The following is a 20,112-nucleotide window of genomic DNA, read 5'->3' as shown; positions in this document are numbered from 1 at the left end:
CCTGACGATTTTGTAATGTCCCCCTCATCTGCCTGACAGCTCTGATCTACCATCATCGAACAGCCGATCTTTGTAGTACTTCGAAACACTCCTTGAATGCCTGACCGGAAAAAAGGGTCAGAATGCGTTTTTTTGCCCGTTAGCCGAGACGAATCCCATGCGAAACCCTCTGCGTCTGATCGCCCTGAGCGCCCTGTTCATGTCCTCTCTGGTCCAGGCCGCCGACCTCATTCCGATCGAGGTTCATCGCGACGCCAATTGTGGTTGCTGCAAAAAATGGATCAGCCATCTTGAGGCCAATGGTTTCAAGGTCGAAGACCACGTCGAAGCCAACATGAGCGAGTTCAAGCAACAGCACGGCGTGCCGCCACGCCTGGCGTCGTGCCACACCGCGTTGATCAACGGCAAATTCGTCGAAGGCCACGTCCCGGCCGACCAGGTCCTGGCCTTGAGCAAGCGCGACGATCTGTTGGGCGTCGCGGCCCCCGGCATGCCCATGGGTTCGCCCGGCATGGAAATGGACGGCATGAGCGATGCCTATCAGGTCATCGGCCTGAAAAAGGACGGCACTGACCTGGTGGTTGCGGACTACCCCGCCCATTGATGCCAGGCGCGTACCTCGGGCTGTTTTTCGCGGCATTCGGTGCCGCCACGCTGCTGCCGTTGCAATCCGAAGCTGTGCTGGTCGGCCTATTGCTCAGCGACCGCTACTGGCTCTGGGCACTGCTGGCGGTGGCAACGTTCGGCAATGTTCTGGGGTCGCTGCTCAACTGGTGGCTGGGGCGCGGGATCGAACGGTTCCGCGAGCGGCGCTGGTTTCCGGTAAGCCCCCGGCACCTGGAAAAAGCCCGGCTGCATTACCAGCGCTACGGCCATTGGTCATTGCTGCTCAGTTGGCTACCGGTGATCGGCGATCCGCTGACACTGGTCGCCGGGGTCATGCGCGAGCCATTGGGACGCTTCCTGCTGATCGTCACCCTGGCCAAAGGCGCCCGCTACGGCGCGTTGGCCGTAGCGACGCTGGGCTGGATGGGTTGAACCATCGAGGGCGGCGATTGCCTGTGTTTAATGCCGCCCTAATCGAGCCGATCCAGCATCGGCGGATTTTCCATGGAGCTCACCCATGTCGCACCCCTTCCCCCGCTGGTTGCCCGGCCTGTTGTTGACCGCCGCCCTGCCCGCCATCGCCCACGCCCAAGCCCAGGCCCAAGCGCCGGAATACGGCCCTGAGCTACAAGGGTTCGACTATCCCTACACGCTCAAGCACTTCGCCTTTGAATCCCAGGGCCAGTCCCAGCAAATGGGCTATATGGACGTCGCCGCCAACGGCAAGGCCAATGGCCGCAGCGTGGTGCTGATGCACGGCAAGAATTTCTGTGGCGCCACCTGGGACAGCTCGATCAAAGCCCTCAGCGACTCCGGCTATCGGGTCATCGCCCCGGACCAGATCGGCTTCTGCAGCTCCAGCAAGCCGGAGCACTATCAGTACACGTTCCAGCAACTGGCGACGAACACCCAGCAATTGCTCAAGGCATTGGGCATTCAGAAAGCCACCCTGCTGGGGCACTCCACCGGCGGCATGCTCGCCACTCGCTATGCCTTGCAATACCCCGAACAGGTCGAGCAATTGGCACTGGTCAACCCCATCGGCCTGGAAGACTGGAAAGCCCTCGGCGTGCCCTATCGCACGGTAGACCAATGGTATGAACGCGAACTCAAGCTCAGCGCCGACGGTATCCGCAACTACGAACGCACCACCTATTACGGCGGCCGCTGGAAGCCGGAATTCGATCGCTGGGTCGACATGCTCGCCGGCCTCAACAAAGGCCCGGGGCATACGCAAGTCGCGTGGAACTCGGCGCTGATCTACGACATGATCTTCACTCAACCGGTGTACTACGAATTCCAGAACCTGAAGATGCCGACCCTGCTGTTGATCGGGACGTCCGATACCACCGCCATCGGCAGTGACATCGCCCCGCCCGAGGTCAAGGCGAAGATCGGGCACTACGACGTCCTAGGCAAACAAGTGGCCAAGCTCATTCCCGGGTCCACGCTGGTCGAATTCCCTGGCATGGGCCACGCGCCACAGATGGAAGAGCCGGCACAATTCCACCAGGCCCTGCTCGCCTGGCTGAACAAGACCAACCCCGTGCGTTGAAGAGGTAAGGCTGATGCCTGTGCAGATTGCAGTGCTTGATGATTGGCAGGATGTGGCGCGGGATGTGGTGGACTGGTCGGCGCTGGACAGCGTCGGCCAGGTGAGTTTCCTCCATGACTATCCCGCCGACAACCAGACGCTGGCCGAGCGTCTGGCCGGGTTCGAGGTGATCTGCGTCATGCGCGAGCGCACGCGCTTCGACGAAGACCTGCTGCGCCGCCTGCCCAGGCTCAAACTGCTGGTGACCGGCGGCATGCGCAACGCCGCCCTGGACCTGAAAGCTGCCGCCGCGTTGGGCATCCAGGTCAGCGGCACCGACAGCTACAAACACGCCGCGCCTGAGCTGACCTGGGCGCTGATCATGGCCGCCACCCGCAACCTGGTGGCCGAAGCCAATGCCTTGCGTGCCGGCCAGTGGCAACAAGGCCTGGGCGGCGACCTGCACGGCAAGACGCTGGCGATCCTCGGCCTTGGCAGCATCGGCCAACGTGTCGCGCAATTCGGCCAGGTGTTCGGCATGCGCGTCATCGCCTGGAGCGAAAACCTCACCGCCGAACGTGCGGCGCAAGCCGGTGTGACCCGTGTCAGCAAGCAGGAGCTGTTCGAACAGGCCGACGTGCTGTCGGTGCACCTGGTGCTCAGCGACCGCAGTCGGGGCCTGGTGGACGCACAAGCCCTGGGCTGGATGAAGCCCACGGCACTGCTGGTAAACACCGCCCGCGGACCGATCGTCGATGAGGCGGCGCTGATCAAGGCACTGCAGAAGCAACGACTGGCCGGTGCCGCACTGGACGTCTTCGAGCATGAGCCGCTGCCCGCGCACCATCCGTTCCGAACCCTGGACAATGTCTTGGCCACGCCCCATGTCGGGTACGTGAGCCAACAGAACTACCGGCTGTTTTTCTCGCAAATGATCGAGGACATCCAGGCCTGGGCGGCAGGGGCTCCGATTCGCCTGCTGGGTTGAACGAAAATCCCCTGTGGGAGCGGGCTTGCTCGCGAAGGCGGAGTGTCAGGCAGCATTAATGTTGATTGACCCACCGCATTCGCGAGCAGGCTCGCTCCCACAACGAATAAATGTTCATGCTGCGGTGTTCTCATCACATCAACCTTGCACTGCGTCTGGCGGGACGCGTCCTGATCTGAACCCATGAAGCTCTGGAGCAAAGCCCATGAATATTCGTTTTGCAGTTCTGATGCCCCCGTTGTTGCTGACCGTTGCGTTGTCCGGTTCCCTCGCCCTGGCCAACGGCGGCGATGACGAGCCGCCCGCCAAACCCAACTGCCCGAAAGGACAGGTGCTCGATACCCGATCGCAGCGGTGCGTCAAGCAGACCAGCAATCTGGTGCCTGACGAAGACCGCACCAACTATGCCTATCAACTGGCCAAGGACGGGCGTTACGAAGAGGCCCTGGCCCTGCTCGATACGCTGAAACAGCCAAATACCGCAAAAGCGCTGAACTATCGCGGTTACGCCACGCGTAAACTGGGACGCACCGACGAAGGCATCGGTTATTACCTGCAATCGGTAAAACTCGACCCGCAATACGCGCAAGTCCGCGAATACCTGGGCGAGGCCTATGTGGTCAAGGGCCGGCTGGACCTTGCACAGGAGCAACTGCAGCAGATCAAATCCATCTGCGGCAATACCCAGTGCGAGGAGTACCAGGACCTGGCCGAAGCCATCAACGGATCATCGAAAACCTGACAACCCGAGCGGACGGAGGTCGCCATCGCCAGCGATCAGGCAATACGAACGGAACTGAACCAGCATCTGGCGCGTTTATGGCGCTACGGCCTGCTGTTGTCCCGGCAACGGCATATCGCCGATGACCTGGTGCAGGCCACCTGCGTGCGCGCGCTGGAGCGGGCCGGGCAATACGAGTCGGGGACGCGCATGGACCGCTGGCTGCTGAGCATCCTGCACTCGATCTGGCTCAACGAAGTCCGTGCCCAGCGGGTGCGGCAAGGTCAGGGCCAGGTGGATGCCGACCAGGCCTTGTCGTTCGATGGAGAGTCGGTGGCCCAGACCCACGTGTTGGCGGCACAGGTCATCCGCCGCGTCGATGCATTGCCCGAGGCCCAGCGTGAAACGGTATTTCTCGCCTACGTCGAAGGATTGTCCTACCGCGAAGTCGCCGACGTGCTGCAAGTGCCCATCGGCACGGTCATGAGTCGCCTGGCCGCCGCCCGGGCGAAACTGGCCGAATATCCACCGTTGCACACGGTGCCCCACCCTTACCGAGGAGAACATTGATGAACACGAAACCCTCGGACGAACAACTGGTGGCTTATCTCGACAACCAGCTCGATGCCGAGCAGCGCTCGCGCATCGACGCGGCCATCAGCGCCGACCCGATGCTGGGCCTGCGCCTGCAATGGCTGGATCGCAGCAGCCTGCCGTTCAAGGACGCCTACGATGAACTGGCCCGGCAGGCGCCGGTGGATCGCCTGCAAGCCATGCTCGCCACACTGCCCTCACCCGCCCGCCCCGGGCTCAGCCGACGCTGGTTCCTGGCCGCAGCGGCCGGGTTGCTGGCCGGCGGCGTGCTGGCGGACCGTTTGTTCCTCGGCTTGCAAGCGAGCCAGCAGACTCACAGCTGGCGCGGTCTGGTGGCCGATTACATGGCGCTCTACGTGCCGGAAACCCTGGATCACCTGCCAGCTGATGAAGCCACCCAGCGGGCCCAACTGCGGACCATCGACGCGCGCCTGGGCCTGAACCTCGCTCCGGCAAAACTGAGCCTGCCCCGTGCCGAGCTCAAGCGGGCGCAAATCCTCGAGTACGACGGCGCGCCCATCGCCCAGATCACTTACCTCGATCCGGTGCACGGCCCCATGGCGCTGTGCGTGACCCGCTCCAACAGCGGCAGCCGCCATTTCGCCCGGGAACAGCGGCGCGAGCTGAACATCGTGTATTGGGCGGACATGGAACACGCCTGGATGTTGATCGGGCACCAGCCGATGGCGGATCTGGAGGAGATGGCCAAGGTGTTGCGGGGCCGGTTGAGCGCTTGATACGCAGGCACAGGTTTGCGGGGTCGTAAAAAGCCCCCGCAAGCCATCATGTTCTGCTGCCGACGCCCGACTTCTCGAGGTCTTGTACCCTTGGCGGCACACCATCCACCCCGCTCGTCATCGTGTATCTCACCGCATCGCCGACAAGAAAACAGGCGTTACCCTCTGCGGTCATGTTCGGCCCAATCCGGATCGCCAAGGTGCAACAGCCGCCATCAGGCATGACCATCGCAAACTTTGTCGACAGGCTTTCGACCTTGACGTCCCTGATTGCACTGATCGTGCCCTGCCCGCTGGTTTTTATTATTGGCGTGCCCATTCGTCCCTCCAGCCTTGCCGCCCTGTATTGACTTCGCAGGCTAATGAAACCCGTAAGCGTGGCACCTTGCTACTGTCAAACCTGACAGATGATGCGGCCGTTTGTCGTAATCAGACCGGCAATGGCAACCATAAACGGAACCGCGCCCCGCCCAGCGGCGAGGCTTGCACCGTCAGCGTGCCGCCCTGGGCTTCCAGGGAGCGGCGGCTGATCGCCAGCCCCAGTCCGAAACCACCCGTGGCGCGGTCTCGGCTGCGGTCGAGACGGTAGAAGGGTTCGAAAATCCGTTCGCGCTCGTCATCCGGAATGCCGATGCCGTCATCGTCGACCCAGATTTCACAGCCACCGGCACAGACCTGCACACCGATCTGGATACGCTTTTCGCAGTAGCGCATGGCGTTGCGCAGCAGGTTTTGCAAGGCGCGGGCGGTCAGGCGCGGGTCGAGGTTGAAGCGTTCGAGCTGGCCGTGGAGCAATACGTCGATGACGATGTCCGGGGATTGTTCGTCGTCGATGCTGCCCAGAATGCTGTCGATGAATTCGTCAAGCGACACTTCGACCCGCTCCGGTAACCGCGCCGGGTTTTGCAGACGGCTGTAGGACAGCAACTCAAGCACAAGCTCATCGAGCTCACGGATGTGATCGACCAGCCCTTGCAGGCGTTCGCGACTGGTGGCCGGCAAGTCGTCGGACAGGGCCAGCGCCAGGCCAAAATCCAGCCGTGTCAGCGGTGTGCGCAGTTCATGGGAGACTGCGTTGAGCAGATCACGCTGCTGGTTCAACAGGTTCTCGATGTCGCCGGCCATGGTGTCGAAGACGTTGGCCAGACTGCCGATGTTTGAACTCGGGGCAATCTGCGTGCGCTCGCTCAAGTGGCCCTTGCCGAAGCGTTCCGCCGCGCTTTTCAGACGTTCCAGGTCGCGCCAGTGCGGGCGCAACCACAGCAACAGGCACGCGAGCATGGTCGCGCCGATCAGCACGTTGATGCTCCAGTACAACAGGCTGACATCCATCGGGTCCGGCGGCACGACCATTTGCACCACGGTGCGCTCGTTCAGTGGTGCCACTGCCAAAGTGCGCCAGCCCCAGTCGCCGATCCGCACAACGTTCTCGCCGCGCTGCAATCGCTGCTGCTCATCAGACGTCAGGCTGCTGTCATCGTTACCGCTGAGCACGATGTGCAGCGGATTGAAGTCCTTGTCCATTTCGGCGGCCAGGGCCGGCCACTGTTCGGCCGGGGCCGCGTGAAACTGTTTGACGATCAGCGTTTGCAGGCCACGGGAGTAATCGAGGTTGTAGGTGACAAAGCGCTCCTGGAACACCTTGATCACCAGATCCGGCACCAGATAAATCGCCGCGCTGAACGAGACGATGGTCACCAGGTACAAGCGAAAGAGGATTCTGAACATCGGCTCAGCATTCCCACTCGGAACGGCTGAACAGGTAGCCCTTGCCCCACACAGTCTTGATCTTGCGCGCCTCGCCGGCGTGGTCGTCGAACTTGCGCCGCAACTTGGAAATCGCCACGTCCACCGAACGATCGGTGCCGTTGAATTCGATGCCGCGCAGGCGTTGCAGGATCTGGTCGCGGCTCAGCACCTCCCCGGCATGCCGGGCCAGCACCACCAGCAGGTTGTACTCACCGCTGGACAAGTCCACCAATTGCTCGCGCCAGGTCACGGTGCGTTCGGACAGGTCGATGCACAGGTTGCCCATCAGAATGCGGTCGTTGGCGGTCTGCGGCTCGCTGAGGCTGCTGCGGCGCAACAGGGTCCGCACCCGCGCCAGCAGCACCCGTGGCTCGCAGGGTTTGGTCACGTAATCGTCGGCCCCCATTTCCAGGCCCAGTACCTGATCGTGGCTGTCGTCGCGGGCGGTGAGCATCAGGATCGGCAAGGTCGCCGAATCGGCGCGCAGCAGGCGACAGACTTGCAGGCCGTCGAGGCCGGGCAGCATCAGGTCGAGGATCACCAGGTCCGGCGGATTGAGCCGCGCACGTTCGCGCACATGGTCACCGCGACCGATCACGCTGACGGAATAACCGTTGCGCTCCAGGTAGCTGGCAATCAGTTCGGCGAGGGCGGTGTCGTCTTCGACCAGGAGGATGTTGGGCATGGGGTGTTTCCAGAAAGAGCCGTGGCGTCTGCATTGGCCTCTTCGCGAGCAGGCTCGCTCCCACAGGGGACCGCATTTCAAATGTGGGAGCGAGCCTGCTCGCGAAGGCGGCCTGACAGACGCAATAAAATTCAAGGACTGAAGGATATACGCCCTCACTCGTCTCTGAGTAAAACCCTTACACAATTTCACACAGCACCAACAAAGCTTCACCGCTACCCTCGCCTGCGCCCAGTAGGATGCTGGGAGTCTTTATTGGGGTATTACATGTCGAAGAATCTGCTTGCCAGGCTCAGTCTGATTGCTCTGGCGTTGACACTGGGCGCGTGCGACAAGGCCTCGAACGCCGAGGAACAGGCGCCGCTGGCCACGGTTCGCATCGAGACCATCGAAGCACAACCACTGACCATCAGCAGCGAACTGAGCGGACGGATTGCCGCACCACGCATGGCCGAAGTGCGTGCCCGCGTGGCCGGCGTGGTCCTGCAGCGCACCTTCCGTGAAGGCAGTGACGTGAAACAGGGCGATGTCCTGTTCCGCATCGACCCGGCACCGTTCAAGGCCGATCTGGACAGCGCCGAAGCAGCGCTGCGCAAGGCCGAGGCCAACGCGTTCCAGGCCCGGTTGCAGGAACAACGCTATGCCCAGTTGATCGACGACAAGGCCATCAGCGGCCAGGACTACGACAACGCCCGGGCCAACGCACGGCAGACCGCCGCCGACGTCGCGGCCAGCAAGGCTGCGGTGGAGCGGGCGAAACTCAACCTCGGCTACGCCACCGTCACCGCGCCGATTTCCGGGCGCATCGGGCGTGCGCTGGTCACCGAAGGCGCGCTGGTCGGGCAGAACGAAACCACGCCGCTGGCGCTGATCCAGCAACTCAATCCGATTCATGCCGACCTGACCCAGTCCACCCGTGAGCTCAACGAACTGCGCCGCGCCTTCCGTTCCGGTCAGTTGCAGCAGGTCGGCCAGGACCAGGCCAAGGCCACGCTGATTCAGGATGACGGCAGCCTCTACCCGCTGCCGGGCAAAATGCTGTTCAGCGACATCACCGTCGACCCGGGCACCGGCCAGATCATCCTGCGCAGCGAGTTCCCCAACCCCGACCTCGACCTGCTGCCCGGCAGTTTCGTGCGCGTGCGCCTGGAACAAGCGGTCAACCGCCAGGGCATCAGCGTGCCGCAACGGGCCATCCAGCGCGACAGCGCGGGCATCGCCCAGGTGTTGCTGCTCGACGCCGAACAGCGCGTCGGCCAGCAACCGGTCGAACTGGGCGCCGTGCAGAACGATCGCTGGATCGTCACCGGCGGCCTGAAAGCAGGCGACCGCATCGTCATCGAGGGCCTGCAGCACGCCCGCCCCGGCGAGAAAGTGCAGATCGACGACACCCCTCTTCCACTTGCCCAGGTGACTGGTCAGTAAGCAGGACGCTTTTTTATGCCGCAGTTCTTTATCGACCGCCCGGTGTTTGCCTGGGTGGTCGCGTTGTTCATCCTGCTGGCCGGTGCCCTGGCCATTCCACAGTTGCCGGTGGCGCAATACCCCGACGTCGCGCCGCCGCAGATCGAAATCTATGCCGTGTACCCCGGCGCTTCGGCGCAAACCGTGGACGAAAGCGTGGTCAGCCTGATCGAGGAAGAACTCAACGGCGCCGATCACCTGTTGTATTTCGAATCCCAGAGCAGCCTCGGCAGCGCGACCATCAAGGCCACTTTCCAGCCGGGCACCAACCCGGAACTGGCGCAGGTCGATGTGCAGAACCGCCTCAAGGCCGTGGAGTCGCGCCTGCCGCAAGCGGTCATCCAGCAAGGTTTGCAGGTGGAGAAAGTCTCCTCCGGTTTCCTGCTGTTGATCACCCTGACCTCCAGCGACGGCAAACTCGACGACGTGGCGCTCAGCGATTACCTGGCGCGCAACGTGATGAACGAGATCAAGCGCCTGGACGGCGTCGGCAAGGCGCAGCTGTATGGCGCCGAGCGGGCGATGCGGATCTGGATCGACCCGCAGAAACTGCTCGCCTTCAACCTGACGCCAGCGGACGTCAACGCCGCCATCGTCGCGCAAAACGCCCAGGTGTCGGCCGGCAGCATCGGCGATCTGCCGACCCGCACCACTCAGGAAATCACCGCAACCATACTGGTCAAGGGGCAGTTGTCGACCCCCGAAGAGTTTGCCGACATCGTTCTCAAGGCCAATCCGGACGGTTCGACCGTGCGCATCAGCGATGTCGCGCGGGTCGAGATCGGTAGCCAGGAATATCAGTTTTCCACGCGTCTGAACGGCAAGCCGTCCACCGCCGTCGCCGTGCAGTTGTCGCCTGGCGCCAACGCCCTGAACACCGCGACCCTGGTGCGGGCGAAGATGGATGAACTCAAGCGCTACTTCCCGGCGAACGTCGAGTACTCGATCCCGTACGACACCTCCCCCTTCGTCAAGGTCTCGATCACCAAGGTGGTCTACACCCTCTTTGAAGCCATGCTGCTGGTGTTCGCGGTGATGTTCCTGTTCCTGCAGAACATCCGCTACACGTTGATTCCGACACTGGTGGTGCCGGTAGCATTGATGGGCACCTTTGCGACGATGCTGGCGCTGGGGTTTTCGATCAACGTGCTGACCATGTTCGGCATGGTGCTGGCCATCGGCATTCTGGTGGACGACGCCATCGTGGTGGTGGAGAACGTCGAGCGCATCATGGCCACCGAGGGCCTGTCGCCCAAGGAAGCCACGCGCAAGGCCATGCGGCAGATCACCGGGGCCATCATCGGCATCACCCTGGTGCTGGTCGCGGTGTTCATTCCGATGGCGTTCATGCAAGGCTCGGTCGGGGTGATTTACCAGCAGTTCTCGTTGTCGATGGCCACCTCGATCCTGTTCTCGGCCTTCCTCGCCCTGACCTTGACCCCGGCCCTGTGCGCGACGCTGCTCAAGCCGATTGCCAAAGGCGAGCACCACGAAAAGAGCGGATTCTTCGGCTGGTTCAACCGCCGCTTCGAGCAACTGACCGCGCGTTACCAAGGCTGGGTCGCTTATGCGTTGAAACGCACCGGGCGCTACCTGATGATCTACGGCGTGCTGCTGATTGGTCTGGGCCTGGCCTTCAGTCGCCTGCCTTCCTCGTTCCTGCCGGTGGAAGACCAGGGTTACACCATCACCGACATCCAGTTGCCACCAGGCGCGAGCAAGAACCGCACGGTGCAGGTGGCCGAGCAGGTGGAAGCGCACAACGCCGGCGAGCCGGGCATTCGCGACAGCGTGGTGATTCTCGGATTCAGCTTTTCCGGCAGCGGGCAGAATGCGGCGCTGGCGTTCAGCACGCTCAAAGACTGGTCCGAGCGCGGCAGCGACGATTCGGCCAGCTCGATTGCCGACCGGGCCAACGTCGCCCTCAGCCAGATCAAGGACGCGGTGACCTTTGCCGTGCTGCCGCCGCCCGTGGATGGCCTGGGTACATCCAGCGGCTTCGAGTTCCGCCTGCAGGATCGCGGTGGTCTCGGCCATGAGAAGCTGATGCAAGCGCGCACCGACTTGCTCGCGGCCGCCGAAAAAAGCCCGATCCTGATGAACGTGCGCGAAAGCGCCCTGGCCGAGGCGCCGCAGGTGCAACTGGTGGTCGACCGCAAGCAGGCCAACGCGCTGGGGGTGTCCTTTGCCGACGTCGGCAACGTCCTGTCCACGGCCGTGGGCTCGGCCTACGTCAACGACTTCCCCAATCAGGGGCGGATGCAGCGCGTCGTGGTGCAGGCCGAGGGCGACCAGCGCAGCCAGGTGCAAGACCTGCTGAAGATCCACGTGCGCAACACCCACGGAAAAATGGTGCCCTTGTCAGCCTTCGTGCAGGCCAAATGGACCCAGGGCCCGGCGCAGTTGACCCGCTACAACGGCTACCCGGCGATCAGCATTTCCGGTGAACCGACGCCGGGTCACAGCACCGGCGAGGCCATGGCCGAGATCGAGCGGTTGGTGGCGCAAGGCCCGGCGGGCCTGGGCCAGGAATGGACCGGGTTGTCGTTGCAGGAACGCCTGTCCGGCAGCCAGGCGCCGATCCTGCTGGGGCTGTCGCTGTTGATCGTGTTCCTGTGCCTGGCGGCGTTGTACGAGAGCTGGTCGATCCCGACCTCGGTGCTGCTGGTGGTGCCGCTGGGTGTGCTCGGCGCGGTGCTGGCCGTGACCTTGCGCGGCATGCCCAACGACGTGTTCTTCAAGGTCGGGCTGATCACCATCATCGGCCTGTCGGCGAAGAACGCGATCCTGATCATCGAGTTCGCCAAGAGCCTGTACGACGAAGGCCACGACCTGGTCGACGCCACCCTGCAAGCGGCACGCCTGCGGTTGCGGCCGATTGTCATGACTTCGCTGGCGTTCATCCTCGGCGTGGTGCCCCTGGCGATTGCCACAGGCGCCAGTTCGGCGAGCCAGCAGGCCATCGGCACCGGGGTGATCGGCGGGATGATCACAGCGACGCTGGCCGTGGTGTTCGTGCCGGTGTTTTTTGTGGTGGTGATGAAGCTAGTGCGCAAACGCCACAAGAATATCTGACCCGATACTCATCAACTGTGGGAGCGAGCCTGCTCGCGAAGGCGGAGTGTCATTCAACATAGATGTTGGATGTGATGGCCTCTTCGCGAGCAGGCTCGCTCCCACAGGGATCTCCGTGATTTCAAGACTGGGGGCAACTGGGCTAAGGTGATTGCATCGCCCCAACTCGTCGAGCCTCCATGCCCTACCTCACCCACACCCACCCTCGCCTGTCCGCCGCCACGACGCTCGGTATCGCGGCGGGCATCCTGGTTCCGGCCGATTCGGTGATCAGCAAAATCCTCATCGGCTGGAATGCCGGAGTCTGGACTTACCTGATCCTCATGTCCTGGCTCACCGTGCGTTCAAAAGCGACCGACGTAAAACGCATAGCCGAAATCGAAGACGAAAACGCCGGGCTGGTGCTGTTGGTGGTGTGCATCGCGGCATTGGCCAGCCTGGCGACCATCACCTTCGAACTGGCCGGCAGCGAAGACCTGGAAACCACGCGCAAGCTCCTGCACTACGGTTTCACTGCATTGACGGTGATCGGCTCGTGGCTGCTGATCGGGGTGATTTTCAGCGTGCACTACGCGCGCCTGTTTTACACCTGGGAAGGCAAAGAACCGGCACTGCGCTTTGCTGAAGGCCTGACGACGCCCAATTACTGGGACTTCCTGTACTTTTCGTTCACCGTCGGCGTGGCGGTGCAAACCTCGGATGTCGGCGTGGCGACCCGTGATTTGCGCAAGATCGTGCTGGCGCAGTCGCTGATCGGTTTTCTGTTCAACACCGCCATCCTCGGGTTCTCAATCAATATTGCGGCGGGCCTGTTCAACTGATGCCTGCACAAACGTTCTAGTCATCGCACTTGCAGCAGGCGTTAAATAGCTCGGTTATCCGTCCCGCAGGTGCAACATGAGCGCTCACAACTGGATCGACCTGTCCCGGGATGCCGACACCGGCATCGAGACCCTGCGTGCGCATTTCGAAGGCCACGCCTACGACCCGCACTGGCATGACAGTTATCTGGTGGGCGTCACCGAGCAAGGGGTTCAGCAATTCAATTGCCGACGGGCCAGGCACCAGAGCACGCCGGGCAAGGTGTTTTTGCTCGAGCCCGGTGACATCCATGACGGTGACGCACCGACCGCCGACGGTTTTACCTACCGCATGCTGTACCTTGATCCGCAGTGGTTGCAGCGCGAACTCGGCGCCGTGTTCGATCATGCCCCCGACAACAGCCAACTGAGTTTCGCCGCCACCCTGGCCTGCGATGCGCGCCTGGCCCAGGCCACCAGCCTGGCGTTTGAAACCCTGCATCGCGGTGAGCTGAAGATCGTCCGCCAGACCGCCCTCGACGCGTTGCTCGAGCGCCTGACCAGCCACTTGCATTGGCGCGCCCGCGATGGCCAGGACCCGCGTCTGCCGCGCGTGGCGCAGAAGGCCCGGGACTACCTGCATGCCAACGCGCAATACGACATCGGCCTCGATCAACTGGCAGCCGTCACAGGTGTCGACCGCTTCCGCCTGACCCGTGCGTTCAAAGCCGCTTACGGCATGGCGCCCCACGCGTATCTGGTGCAATTGCGCCTGGCGACCGCACGGCGAATGCTGGCCCGTGGTGAACAACCGGCGGCGGTGGCGATGGCGCTGGGCTTTGCCGACCAGAGCCATCTGGGCCGCTGGTTCGTGCGCGCCTACGGCCTGACACCGGCGATGTATCGCAAGCGCTGCTCAAATCTTCCAGACAAGTAACGTCGGAGATTGTGAAGATCGGTCTCACTGATCTTTACCGGAGTTTGCCCGCGATGCTGTCCTCTTTTCCGACGTTACTGCCTTTCTTGCTGTTTGCCTTTGTGGCCTCCATCACCCCTGGACCGACCAACATTCTGGTGCTCAGCAACAGTGCCCGATACGGCGTGGGCGCTGCCCTGCCGATTATCTTCGGCGCCTGTGCCAGTGCCGCGACGCTGGTGTTGCTGGTGGGCATGGGCGTTGGTTCGTCACTGACGGCCTGGCCTGCGTTGCAAAGCGTCATGCAATGGGCCGGCGTGGCGTGGTTGAGTTATCTGGCCTGGCAGATTATCCGTTCGCCGGCCGAAGCCATCAGCACGCAGAAATCCGGAGCTCGACTGGGATGGGTGGGCGCCGCCAGCCTGCAATGGATCAACCCGAAAACCTGGATGATGGCGCTGGCTGTGGTCAGTGTTTTCGCCGGAGCGGGGGAAGATCGGCTCATCCATGTGATCAATCTTTCATGGGTGTTTTTCCTGATCTCCTTGCCCTGCCTGGGTGCCTGGGCGCTGCTCGGTGCCGGGGCGAGTCGTTGGTTGCGCTCGCCCCGGGCCGTGCAACGTTTCAATCGCTGCATGGGCCTGGTGCTGCTGGGTTCAGCATGGCTGAGCGTGCTGGCCTGAACGCCACCCGTCGGTGTTTGTTCAACAATCGACAACCCGGGGCTTGACGGCGAATTGGCTTTTGGTGTCTTCTGAAACCGGTTTCAGCGCAATCTCACGAAGCGCTCGACCTTATAAATCCAATAAGAAGGTTTCAGACCGTGAACGATTTCTCCGCCGCCCAGCGCAGCCGCGTGACCATGCTCGACGTGGCCGAACACGCCAAGGTCTCCAAGGCCAGCGTTTCACGGTTCATCGGCGAAGACCGCACCCTGCTCTCCGATGCCATTGCCCAGCGCATCGAGCAGGCGATTGCGGAACTGGGCTATCGCCCCAATCAGATGGCCCGCGGCCTCAAGCGCGGGCGCACCCGCCTGATCGGCATGCTGGTGGCCGATATCCGCAACCCTTATTCAATTGCCGTGATGCACGGGGTGGAAACCGCCTGCCGTCAGCACGGCTATAGCCTGGTGGTGTGCAACACCGACCGCGACGACGAGCAAGAGCGCCAGCACCTGGCCCTGCTGCGCTCGTACAACATCGAAGGCCTGATCGTGAACACCCTCGGTCATCACCGTGACGAATTGCACGAACTGCACCGGGAAATGCCCCTGGTACTGGTGGACCGCAAGGTCGAGCACCTTGAGAGCGACATGGTCGGGCTGGACAATCCGGCAGCCGTTGAAATGGCCCTCGCGCATCTTGAAGAGCGCGGCTACCGCGATGTGTTGATGGTGACCGAACCGTTCGATGGCACCAGTTCACGGCTCGAGCGGGTCGCCAGTTTCAAGGCGCAAATTGCCCTGCGCCCGGCCCTCCATGGCAGCCTCATCGAAACCGGCAGCGAACTGACCGCAAAACTTGCAACCTTCCTCGACACGCCCGGCCCCGGCCCGAAAGCGCTGTTTTGCGCGAACGGCATTGCGGCGCTGGCCTGCACCCACGCGTTGCGTGAACTCAAGTGCAACCTGTTTGAGGACGTGGGCTTGATTGCTCTGGATGATCTGGACTGGTATCCGTTGGTGGGTAGCGGCATTACCGCGCTCGCGCAGCCGACCACCGAGATAGGCGCCAGTGCGTTTGAGTGTCTGCTCAAGCGGCTGCGGGGGGATGACGGGGCTGTGCGGACGCTGGATTTTTCGGCGCGGTTGATTGTTAGAGGATCGACCCTTGGACATTCTCGGTGAATGTTCCGGCCTCTTCGCGGGCAAGCCCGCTCCCACATTTGGAATGCATTCCCCTGTGGGAGCGGGCTTGCTCGCGAAGGGGCCATCAAGATCACCCACTATTTTTTTGAACAAAAATGAAACCGGTTTCAGAGGTAAAACAACAATGAACAAACCCGCCGTTTCCATCAGCCTCTCCAGCTACGGCGCCGACCTGGTGCGCCAGCGCGGCCAAGGCAGTTTTATCGAAGTACTGGCCGCCGCTGGCGCCACGCGCATCGAGTGGCGCGAGGAATTGCTGACCATTGAGGACCCCGTTCAACTGGCCAATGCCACTCAGGCAGAAGGCCTGGAGAGCGTGTATTCATCGCCAATGGAACTCTGGCTGGCCGGACAATCCAGGCCCAATCCAGAACTGATCACCGGCCTGCAACGCGCCGAGGCGTTCGGTGCCAAATGGCTGAAAGTGTCGCTGGGCTATTTCACTGACAACTGCGACCTGCACTTCCTCGCCCGGCTGCTGGACGCCAGCCCCGTGCAGTTGCTGGTGGAAAACGACCAGACCCTGCACGGCGGGCGCATCGAACCCTTCCAGCGCTTTTTCACTGAGGTCGAGCAACACCACTTGCCGATCAAGATGACCTTCGATATCGGCAATTGGCACTGGCAGGACCAGTCCGCCGCCAGCGCCGCGCGCCACCTCGGACGCCACGTCGGCTATGTGCACTGCAAAGCGGTTACGCGTCGTGCCGACGACAAGCTGGTCGCCATCGCGCCGACCGCCAGCGACTTGCAACAGTGGGAACAGCTGCTGGGGCACATGGCCCAAGGCGTTATGCGGGCCGCGGAGTATCCGCTGCAAGGTGATGACCTGGTGCAGCTGACCCGCGAACACGTGGCAGCCCTCGCCCGCCTCGGCCAGGCGCAACGGGAGAGTGCTCATGTCTGAGATCGATATTCTGTCCTTCGGCGAGACCATGGCGATGTTCGTCGCCGAGCAGGAAGGCGACCTGGCCAGCGTTGGCGCCTTCCACAAACGCATCGCCGGGGCTGACAGTAATGTGGCGATCGGTTTGTCCCGGCTTGGCTTCAACGTGGCATGGCTGAGCCGGGTCGGTGCCGATTCGTTGGGCCAGTTCGTGGTCGACACCCTGGAAAAAGAAGGCCTGGATTGTCGTCACGTCGACATCGACACCGCCCACCCGACCGGTTTTCAACTCAAGTCCCGCACCGACGATGGCAGCGACCCGGCGGTCGAGTACTTCCGCCGTGGTTCGGCGGCCAGTCACCTGTCGCCGCACTCGATCGTGCCCGAGTTGCTCAAGGCCCGACACCTGCACGCCACCGGCATTCCCCCGGCGCTGTCGGAGTCGGCGCGGCAGATGTCGTTCGAGTTGATGACCCGCATGCGCGAGGCCGGGCGCAGCGTGTCCTTCGACCCGAACCTGCGCCCGAGCCTGTGGGCGAGCGAGCGACAAATGATCACCGAGATCAACCGCCTCGCCGCCCTCGCCCATTGGGTGCTGCCGGGCTTGAGCGAAGGTCGATTGCTGAGCGGTTTCGAAGACCCGGCCGACATTGCCGCCTTCTACCTCGACCAGGGCGCCGAAGCCGTGGCGATCAAGCTTGGGCCGCACGGTGCTTACTACCGCACCCATCTTGATCAAGGTTTCGTCGCTGGCGTGCCGGTGGCAACGGTGGTCGATACGGTGGGCGCCGGCGATGGTTTTGCCGTCGGCATGATCAGCGCGCTGCTGGAAAACCATAGTTTTGCCGAGGCCGTGAAGCGTGCCAACTGGATTGGCAGCCGTGCGGTGCAGAGCCGGGGGGATATGGAGGGGTTGCCGACCCGATCCGAAATGGATGTCGAATTTGCGGCCGTCTTCGCGGGCAAGCCCGCTCCCACAGGTTTTGCGTCTGTGGGAGCGGGCTTGCTCGCGAAGGGGCCAGCACAGTCACTGAAGATCTAAAAAACCGTTACCTGCTGCAACAAAAACAACAAGCTCAGGAGCACCACTCATGAAAACCGCAACGCTCGCCACCCGCCGCTGGTGGTACATCATGCCCATCGTGTTCATCACCTATAGCCTGGCGTATCTGGATCGCGCCAACTATGGGTTCGCCGCCGCGTCCGGCATGGCGGCGGACCTGATGATCACACCAGGCTTGTCGTCGATGCTCGGCGCGCTGTTCTTCCTCGGCTACTTTTTCTTCCAGGTACCCGGCGCGATCTACGCGCAGAAACACAGCGTGAAAAAGCTGATTTTCGTCAGCCTGATCCTCTGGGGCAGCCTGGCGACCTTGACCGGGATCGTCTCCAATGCCTACTGGCTGATCGTCATTCGCTTCATGCTCGGCGTGGTCGAAGCGGCCGTCATGCCGGCGATGCTGATCTACCTGTGCCACTGGTTCACCCGCGCCGAACGCTCGCGGGCCAACACCTTCCTGATCCTCGGCAACCCGGTGACCATGCTCTGGATGTCGGTGGTCTCGGGCTACCTGGTGCAGCACTACAGCTGGCGCTGGATGTTCATCATCGAAGGTTTGCCGGCAGTGTTGTGGGCATTCATCTGGTGGCGCCTGGCCGATGATCGTCCGTCACAGGCCAAGTGGCTCAACGATCAGGAAAAGCAGGATCTGGAAAGCGCACTGGCCGCCGAACAGGTCGGTATCAAGGCCGTGAAGAACTACGCCGAAGCGTTCCGTTCATCCAAAGTGATCATCCTGGCCCTGCAGTTTTTCTGCTGGAGCATTGGCGTGTACGGTTTCGTGTTGTGGCTGCCGTCGATCCTCAAGGCCGGCGCGCAGATGGATATGGTCCAGGCCGGCTGGCTGTCGGCGCTGCCGTACCTGGCGGCGGTGATCGGCATGCTGCTGGTGTCCTGGGGTTCGGACAAACTGCAAAAACGTAAACGTTTCGTCTGGCCGCCACTGCTGATTGCCTCGATCGCCTTCTATGGCTCCTACGCCCTGGGTGCCGAACACTTCTGGTGGTCCTACACCCTGCTGGTGATTGCCGGCGCCTGCATGTACGCGCCTTACGGCCCCTTCTTCGCGATCATCCCGGAGATCCTCCCGGCCAACGTCGCGGGCGGCGCCATGGCGCTGATCAACAGCATGGGCGCCCTCGGCTCGTTTGGCGGTTCCTATCTGGTCGGTTACCTGAACAGCTCCACCGGCTCGCCGGGTGCGTCGTACCTGTTGATGAGCGGCGCGTTGATGTTCTCGGTGGTACTGACGATTTTCCTCAAGCCCGGCGCCAGCGACCGGGAGCGGCCCTCGGCCACATTAACGCGCGCCGCCACGGCACATTCCTGAATTGCAATCGAGATCCCGAAGATGAAAAAGCAGGTCGTCCTCTACAAGAAACTCTCTCCGTTATTGATGGCTCGCCTGCACGAGCAGGCCGAAGTGACGCTGATCGAAAACCTTGATGCCGAGGGCCTGGCCAAACTGCGCGATGCCCTGCCCCGCGCTCACGGTTTGCTCGGTGCCAGCCTGAAGCTGGACGCCGAACTGCTCGACCGGGCGCCCGACCTTCAAGCCATTGCCAGCGTCTCGGTGGGCGTCGACAACTACGACATCGACTACCTCACCGAACGGCGAATCCTGCTGAGCAACACGCCGGATGTGCTCACCGAAACCACCGCAGACACGGGTTTTGCACTGATCCTGGCGACCGCCCGGCGGGTAGTGGAACTGGCGAATCTGGTTCGCGCCGGCCAATGGAACCGCAACATCGGCCCTGCGCATTTCGGCAGCGACGTGCACGGCAAAACCCTGGGCATCATCGGCATGGGCCGTATTGGCGAGGCCCTGGCGCAGCGCGGGCATTTCGGGTTTGGCATGCCGGTCATCTACCACAGCCAGTCACCGAAACCGGCAGTGGAACAGCGGTTCAATGCGCGCTATCGAAGCCTGCCGGAACTGTTGCAACAGGCCGATTTCGTTTGCCTGACGTTACCGCTGACCGCTGAAACCCAAGGGCTGATCGGCGCAGAGCAGTTCGCCCAGATGCGTCCCGAGACCATCTTCATCAATATTTCGCGGGGCAAAGTGGTGGATGAAGCTGCGCTGACCGAGGCCTTGCGCACGGGCCGGATTCGCGCGGCGGGGCTGGATGTGTTCGACCGCGAACCCTTGAATCAGGACTCGCCGTTGCTGCAGTTGAACAACGTGGTGGCCACACCACACATCGGCTCGGCCACCCATGAAACACGGGAGGCCATGGCCAGGTGCGCGGTGGACAACCTGTTGGCGGCGCTGGCCGGTGAGCGGCCGGCCAATCTGGTGAATGTTGGGGCGTGGAAGGGCTGAGGTATTCGGTGCCTGTCAGGCAGCCTTCGCGAGCAAGCCCGCTCCCACAATGGATTTGCTGTGAACACAGTACTTGTGAACAATAAAGATCAAATGTG

At 62.4% G+C, this 20,112-nt stretch carries 20 protein-coding genes; 17 read left to right on the top strand and 3 right to left on the bottom strand.

Translation table 11 applies throughout. The annotated features are described in order from the left end of the window. Window positions 1-157: 157 nt before the first annotated feature. From PPUTUW4_RS12465 to PPUTUW4_RS12435, 7 genes are all read left to right on the top strand, one after another. Complete coding sequence (locus tag PPUTUW4_RS12465; protein WP_015094964.1) at window positions 158-604, top strand: DUF411 domain-containing protein; 447 nt, start codon at window positions 158-160, stop codon at window positions 602-604. Continuing rightward, window positions 604-1,038 carry a YqaA family protein gene (locus tag PPUTUW4_RS12460; protein WP_015094963.1) on the top strand — a complete coding sequence of 145 codons (435 nt, stop codon included), beginning with the start codon at window positions 604-606 and terminating at the stop codon, window positions 1,036-1,038. Before PPUTUW4_RS12465 ends, PPUTUW4_RS12460 begins: the two co-directional genes overlap by 1 nt. 85 nt (window positions 1,039-1,123) lie before the next feature. Then, window positions 1,124-2,161, top strand: coding sequence for an alpha/beta hydrolase (locus PPUTUW4_RS12455; RefSeq protein ID WP_015094962.1), 1,038 nt, complete (start codon window positions 1,124-1,126; stop codon window positions 2,159-2,161). Window positions 2,162-2,174: 13 nt separating this feature from the next. Next, entirely contained in the window at window positions 2,175-3,128 is a 954-nt protein-coding gene (locus PPUTUW4_RS12450; protein WP_015094961.1) for a D-2-hydroxyacid dehydrogenase family protein, read from the top strand. A 205-nt stretch (window positions 3,129-3,333) separates the two neighbouring features. Beyond that, window positions 3,334-3,870, top strand: a complete 537-nt coding sequence (locus tag PPUTUW4_RS12445) for a tetratricopeptide repeat protein (protein ID WP_015094960.1) — start codon at window positions 3,334-3,336, stop codon at window positions 3,868-3,870. A gap of 66 nt (window positions 3,871-3,936) precedes the next feature. Then, a complete protein-coding gene (locus tag PPUTUW4_RS12440; protein WP_310650742.1) occupies window positions 3,937-4,419 on the top strand; it encodes an RNA polymerase sigma factor in 483 nt (160 codons plus the stop codon). Next, window positions 4,419-5,180, top strand: a complete 762-nt coding sequence (locus PPUTUW4_RS12435) for a hypothetical protein (RefSeq protein ID WP_015094958.1) — start codon at window positions 4,419-4,421, stop codon at window positions 5,178-5,180. Before PPUTUW4_RS12440 ends, PPUTUW4_RS12435 begins: the two co-directional genes overlap by 1 nt. 46 nt (window positions 5,181-5,226) lie before the next feature. Here the strand turns inward: PPUTUW4_RS12435 and PPUTUW4_RS12430 are convergent, their stop codons facing one another. From PPUTUW4_RS12430 to PPUTUW4_RS12420, 3 genes are all read right to left on the bottom strand, one after another. Next, window positions 5,227-5,499 (bottom strand): hypothetical protein, encoded by a 273-nt coding sequence (locus PPUTUW4_RS12430; protein ID WP_015094957.1) that lies wholly within the window; start codon window positions 5,497-5,499, stop codon window positions 5,227-5,229. Window positions 5,500-5,609: 110 nt separating this feature from the next. Then, a complete protein-coding gene (locus tag PPUTUW4_RS12425) occupies window positions 5,610-6,908 on the bottom strand; it encodes an ATP-binding protein (RefSeq protein WP_015094956.1) in 1,299 nt (432 codons plus the stop codon). A gap of 4 nt (window positions 6,909-6,912) precedes the next feature. Then, a complete protein-coding gene (locus tag PPUTUW4_RS12420; protein WP_007970971.1) occupies window positions 6,913-7,614 on the bottom strand; it encodes a response regulator transcription factor in 702 nt (233 codons plus the stop codon). A 267-nt stretch (window positions 7,615-7,881) separates the two neighbouring features. Here PPUTUW4_RS12420 and PPUTUW4_RS12415 point away from each other — a divergent pair, with 267 nt between their 5' ends. The 10 genes from PPUTUW4_RS12415 (at window position 7,882) to PPUTUW4_RS12370 (ending at window position 20,014) form a co-directional block, all read left to right on the top strand. Beyond that, a complete protein-coding gene (locus PPUTUW4_RS12415) occupies window positions 7,882-9,039 on the top strand; it encodes an efflux RND transporter periplasmic adaptor subunit (protein ID WP_015094955.1) in 1,158 nt (385 codons plus the stop codon). A 15-nt stretch (window positions 9,040-9,054) separates the two neighbouring features. After that, complete coding sequence (locus tag PPUTUW4_RS12410; protein ID WP_015094954.1) at window positions 9,055-12,153, top strand: efflux RND transporter permease subunit; 3,099 nt, start codon at window positions 9,055-9,057, stop codon at window positions 12,151-12,153. A 179-nt stretch (window positions 12,154-12,332) separates the two neighbouring features. Beyond that, window positions 12,333-12,974, top strand: coding sequence for a DUF1345 domain-containing protein (locus PPUTUW4_RS12405; RefSeq protein ID WP_015094953.1), 642 nt, complete (start codon window positions 12,333-12,335; stop codon window positions 12,972-12,974). Between the two features lie 76 nt (window positions 12,975-13,050). Continuing rightward, on the top strand, window positions 13,051-13,890 hold the full coding sequence (locus tag PPUTUW4_RS12400; protein WP_015094952.1) for an AraC family transcriptional regulator: 840 nt from the start codon (window positions 13,051-13,053) through the stop codon (window positions 13,888-13,890). 53 nt (window positions 13,891-13,943) lie between these two features. Continuing rightward, window positions 13,944-14,552 (top strand): LysE family translocator, encoded by a 609-nt coding sequence (locus tag PPUTUW4_RS12395; RefSeq protein WP_015094951.1) that lies wholly within the window; start codon window positions 13,944-13,946, stop codon window positions 14,550-14,552. Window positions 14,553-14,692: 140 nt separating this feature from the next. Beyond that, window positions 14,693-15,718, top strand: a complete 1,026-nt coding sequence (locus PPUTUW4_RS12390) for a LacI family DNA-binding transcriptional regulator (protein ID WP_015094950.1) — start codon at window positions 14,693-14,695, stop codon at window positions 15,716-15,718. Between the two features lie 145 nt (window positions 15,719-15,863). Further along, entirely contained in the window at window positions 15,864-16,646 is a 783-nt protein-coding gene (locus PPUTUW4_RS12385) for a TIM barrel protein (protein WP_015094949.1), read from the top strand. Next, a complete protein-coding gene (locus PPUTUW4_RS12380) occupies window positions 16,639-17,667 on the top strand; it encodes a sugar kinase (protein ID WP_015094948.1) in 1,029 nt (342 codons plus the stop codon). The genes PPUTUW4_RS12385 and PPUTUW4_RS12380 overlap by 8 nt, the downstream gene beginning before the upstream one ends. A 49-nt stretch (window positions 17,668-17,716) precedes the next feature. Next, window positions 17,717-19,015, top strand: coding sequence for an MFS transporter (locus PPUTUW4_RS12375; RefSeq protein ID WP_015094947.1), 1,299 nt, complete (start codon window positions 17,717-17,719; stop codon window positions 19,013-19,015). 21 nt (window positions 19,016-19,036) lie between these two features. Then, window positions 19,037-20,014 (top strand): D-glycerate dehydrogenase, encoded by a 978-nt coding sequence (locus tag PPUTUW4_RS12370; RefSeq protein ID WP_015094946.1) that lies wholly within the window; start codon window positions 19,037-19,039, stop codon window positions 20,012-20,014. The last annotated feature ends 98 nt before the right edge of the window (window positions 20,015-20,112 follow it).

Origin of the sequence: Pseudomonas sp. UW4 (genome assembly GCF_000316175.1) — a bacterium.
GTDB lineage: Bacteria > Pseudomonadota > Gammaproteobacteria > Pseudomonadales > Pseudomonadaceae > Aquipseudomonas > Aquipseudomonas laurylsulfatiphila.
Note: the sequence above shows the minus strand (reverse complement) of the source record. Positions and strands in the feature narration are given on the sequence as shown.

Excerpts from the sequence above, each read along its gene's own strand:
- PPUTUW4_RS12465 (WP_015094964.1), top strand. The coding sequence starts at position 158 with ATGCGAAACCCTCTGCGTCTGATCGCCCTGAGCGCCCTGTTCATGTCC.
- PPUTUW4_RS12460 (WP_015094963.1), top strand. The coding sequence starts at position 604 with ATGCCAGGCGCGTACCTCGGGCTGTTTTTCGCGGCATTCGGTGCCGCC.
- PPUTUW4_RS12455 (WP_015094962.1), top strand. The coding sequence starts at position 1,124 with ATGTCGCACCCCTTCCCCCGCTGGTTGCCCGGCCTGTTGTTGACCGCC.
- PPUTUW4_RS12450 (WP_015094961.1), top strand. The coding sequence starts at position 2,175 with ATGCCTGTGCAGATTGCAGTGCTTGATGATTGGCAGGATGTGGCGCGG.
- PPUTUW4_RS12445 (WP_015094960.1), top strand. The coding sequence starts at position 3,334 with ATGAATATTCGTTTTGCAGTTCTGATGCCCCCGTTGTTGCTGACCGTT.
- PPUTUW4_RS12435 (WP_015094958.1), top strand. The coding sequence starts at position 4,419 with ATGAACACGAAACCCTCGGACGAACAACTGGTGGCTTATCTCGACAAC.
- PPUTUW4_RS12430 (WP_015094957.1), bottom strand. The coding sequence starts at position 5,499 with ATGGGCACGCCAATAATAAAAACCAGCGGGCAGGGCACGATCAGTGCA.
- PPUTUW4_RS12425 (WP_015094956.1), bottom strand. The coding sequence starts at position 6,908 with ATGTTCAGAATCCTCTTTCGCTTGTACCTGGTGACCATCGTCTCGTTC.
- PPUTUW4_RS12420 (WP_007970971.1), bottom strand. The coding sequence starts at position 7,614 with ATGCCCAACATCCTCCTGGTCGAAGACGACACCGCCCTCGCCGAACTG.
- PPUTUW4_RS12415 (WP_015094955.1), top strand. The coding sequence starts at position 7,882 with ATGTCGAAGAATCTGCTTGCCAGGCTCAGTCTGATTGCTCTGGCGTTG.
- PPUTUW4_RS12410 (WP_015094954.1), top strand. The coding sequence starts at position 9,055 with ATGCCGCAGTTCTTTATCGACCGCCCGGTGTTTGCCTGGGTGGTCGCG.
- PPUTUW4_RS12405 (WP_015094953.1), top strand. The coding sequence starts at position 12,333 with ATGCCCTACCTCACCCACACCCACCCTCGCCTGTCCGCCGCCACGACG.
- PPUTUW4_RS12400 (WP_015094952.1), top strand. The coding sequence starts at position 13,051 with ATGAGCGCTCACAACTGGATCGACCTGTCCCGGGATGCCGACACCGGC.
- PPUTUW4_RS12395 (WP_015094951.1), top strand. The coding sequence starts at position 13,944 with ATGCTGTCCTCTTTTCCGACGTTACTGCCTTTCTTGCTGTTTGCCTTT.
- PPUTUW4_RS12385 (WP_015094949.1), top strand. The coding sequence starts at position 15,864 with ATGAACAAACCCGCCGTTTCCATCAGCCTCTCCAGCTACGGCGCCGAC.
- PPUTUW4_RS12380 (WP_015094948.1), top strand. The coding sequence starts at position 16,639 with ATGTCTGAGATCGATATTCTGTCCTTCGGCGAGACCATGGCGATGTTC.
- PPUTUW4_RS12375 (WP_015094947.1), top strand. The coding sequence starts at position 17,717 with ATGAAAACCGCAACGCTCGCCACCCGCCGCTGGTGGTACATCATGCCC.
- PPUTUW4_RS12370 (WP_015094946.1), top strand. The coding sequence starts at position 19,037 with ATGAAAAAGCAGGTCGTCCTCTACAAGAAACTCTCTCCGTTATTGATG.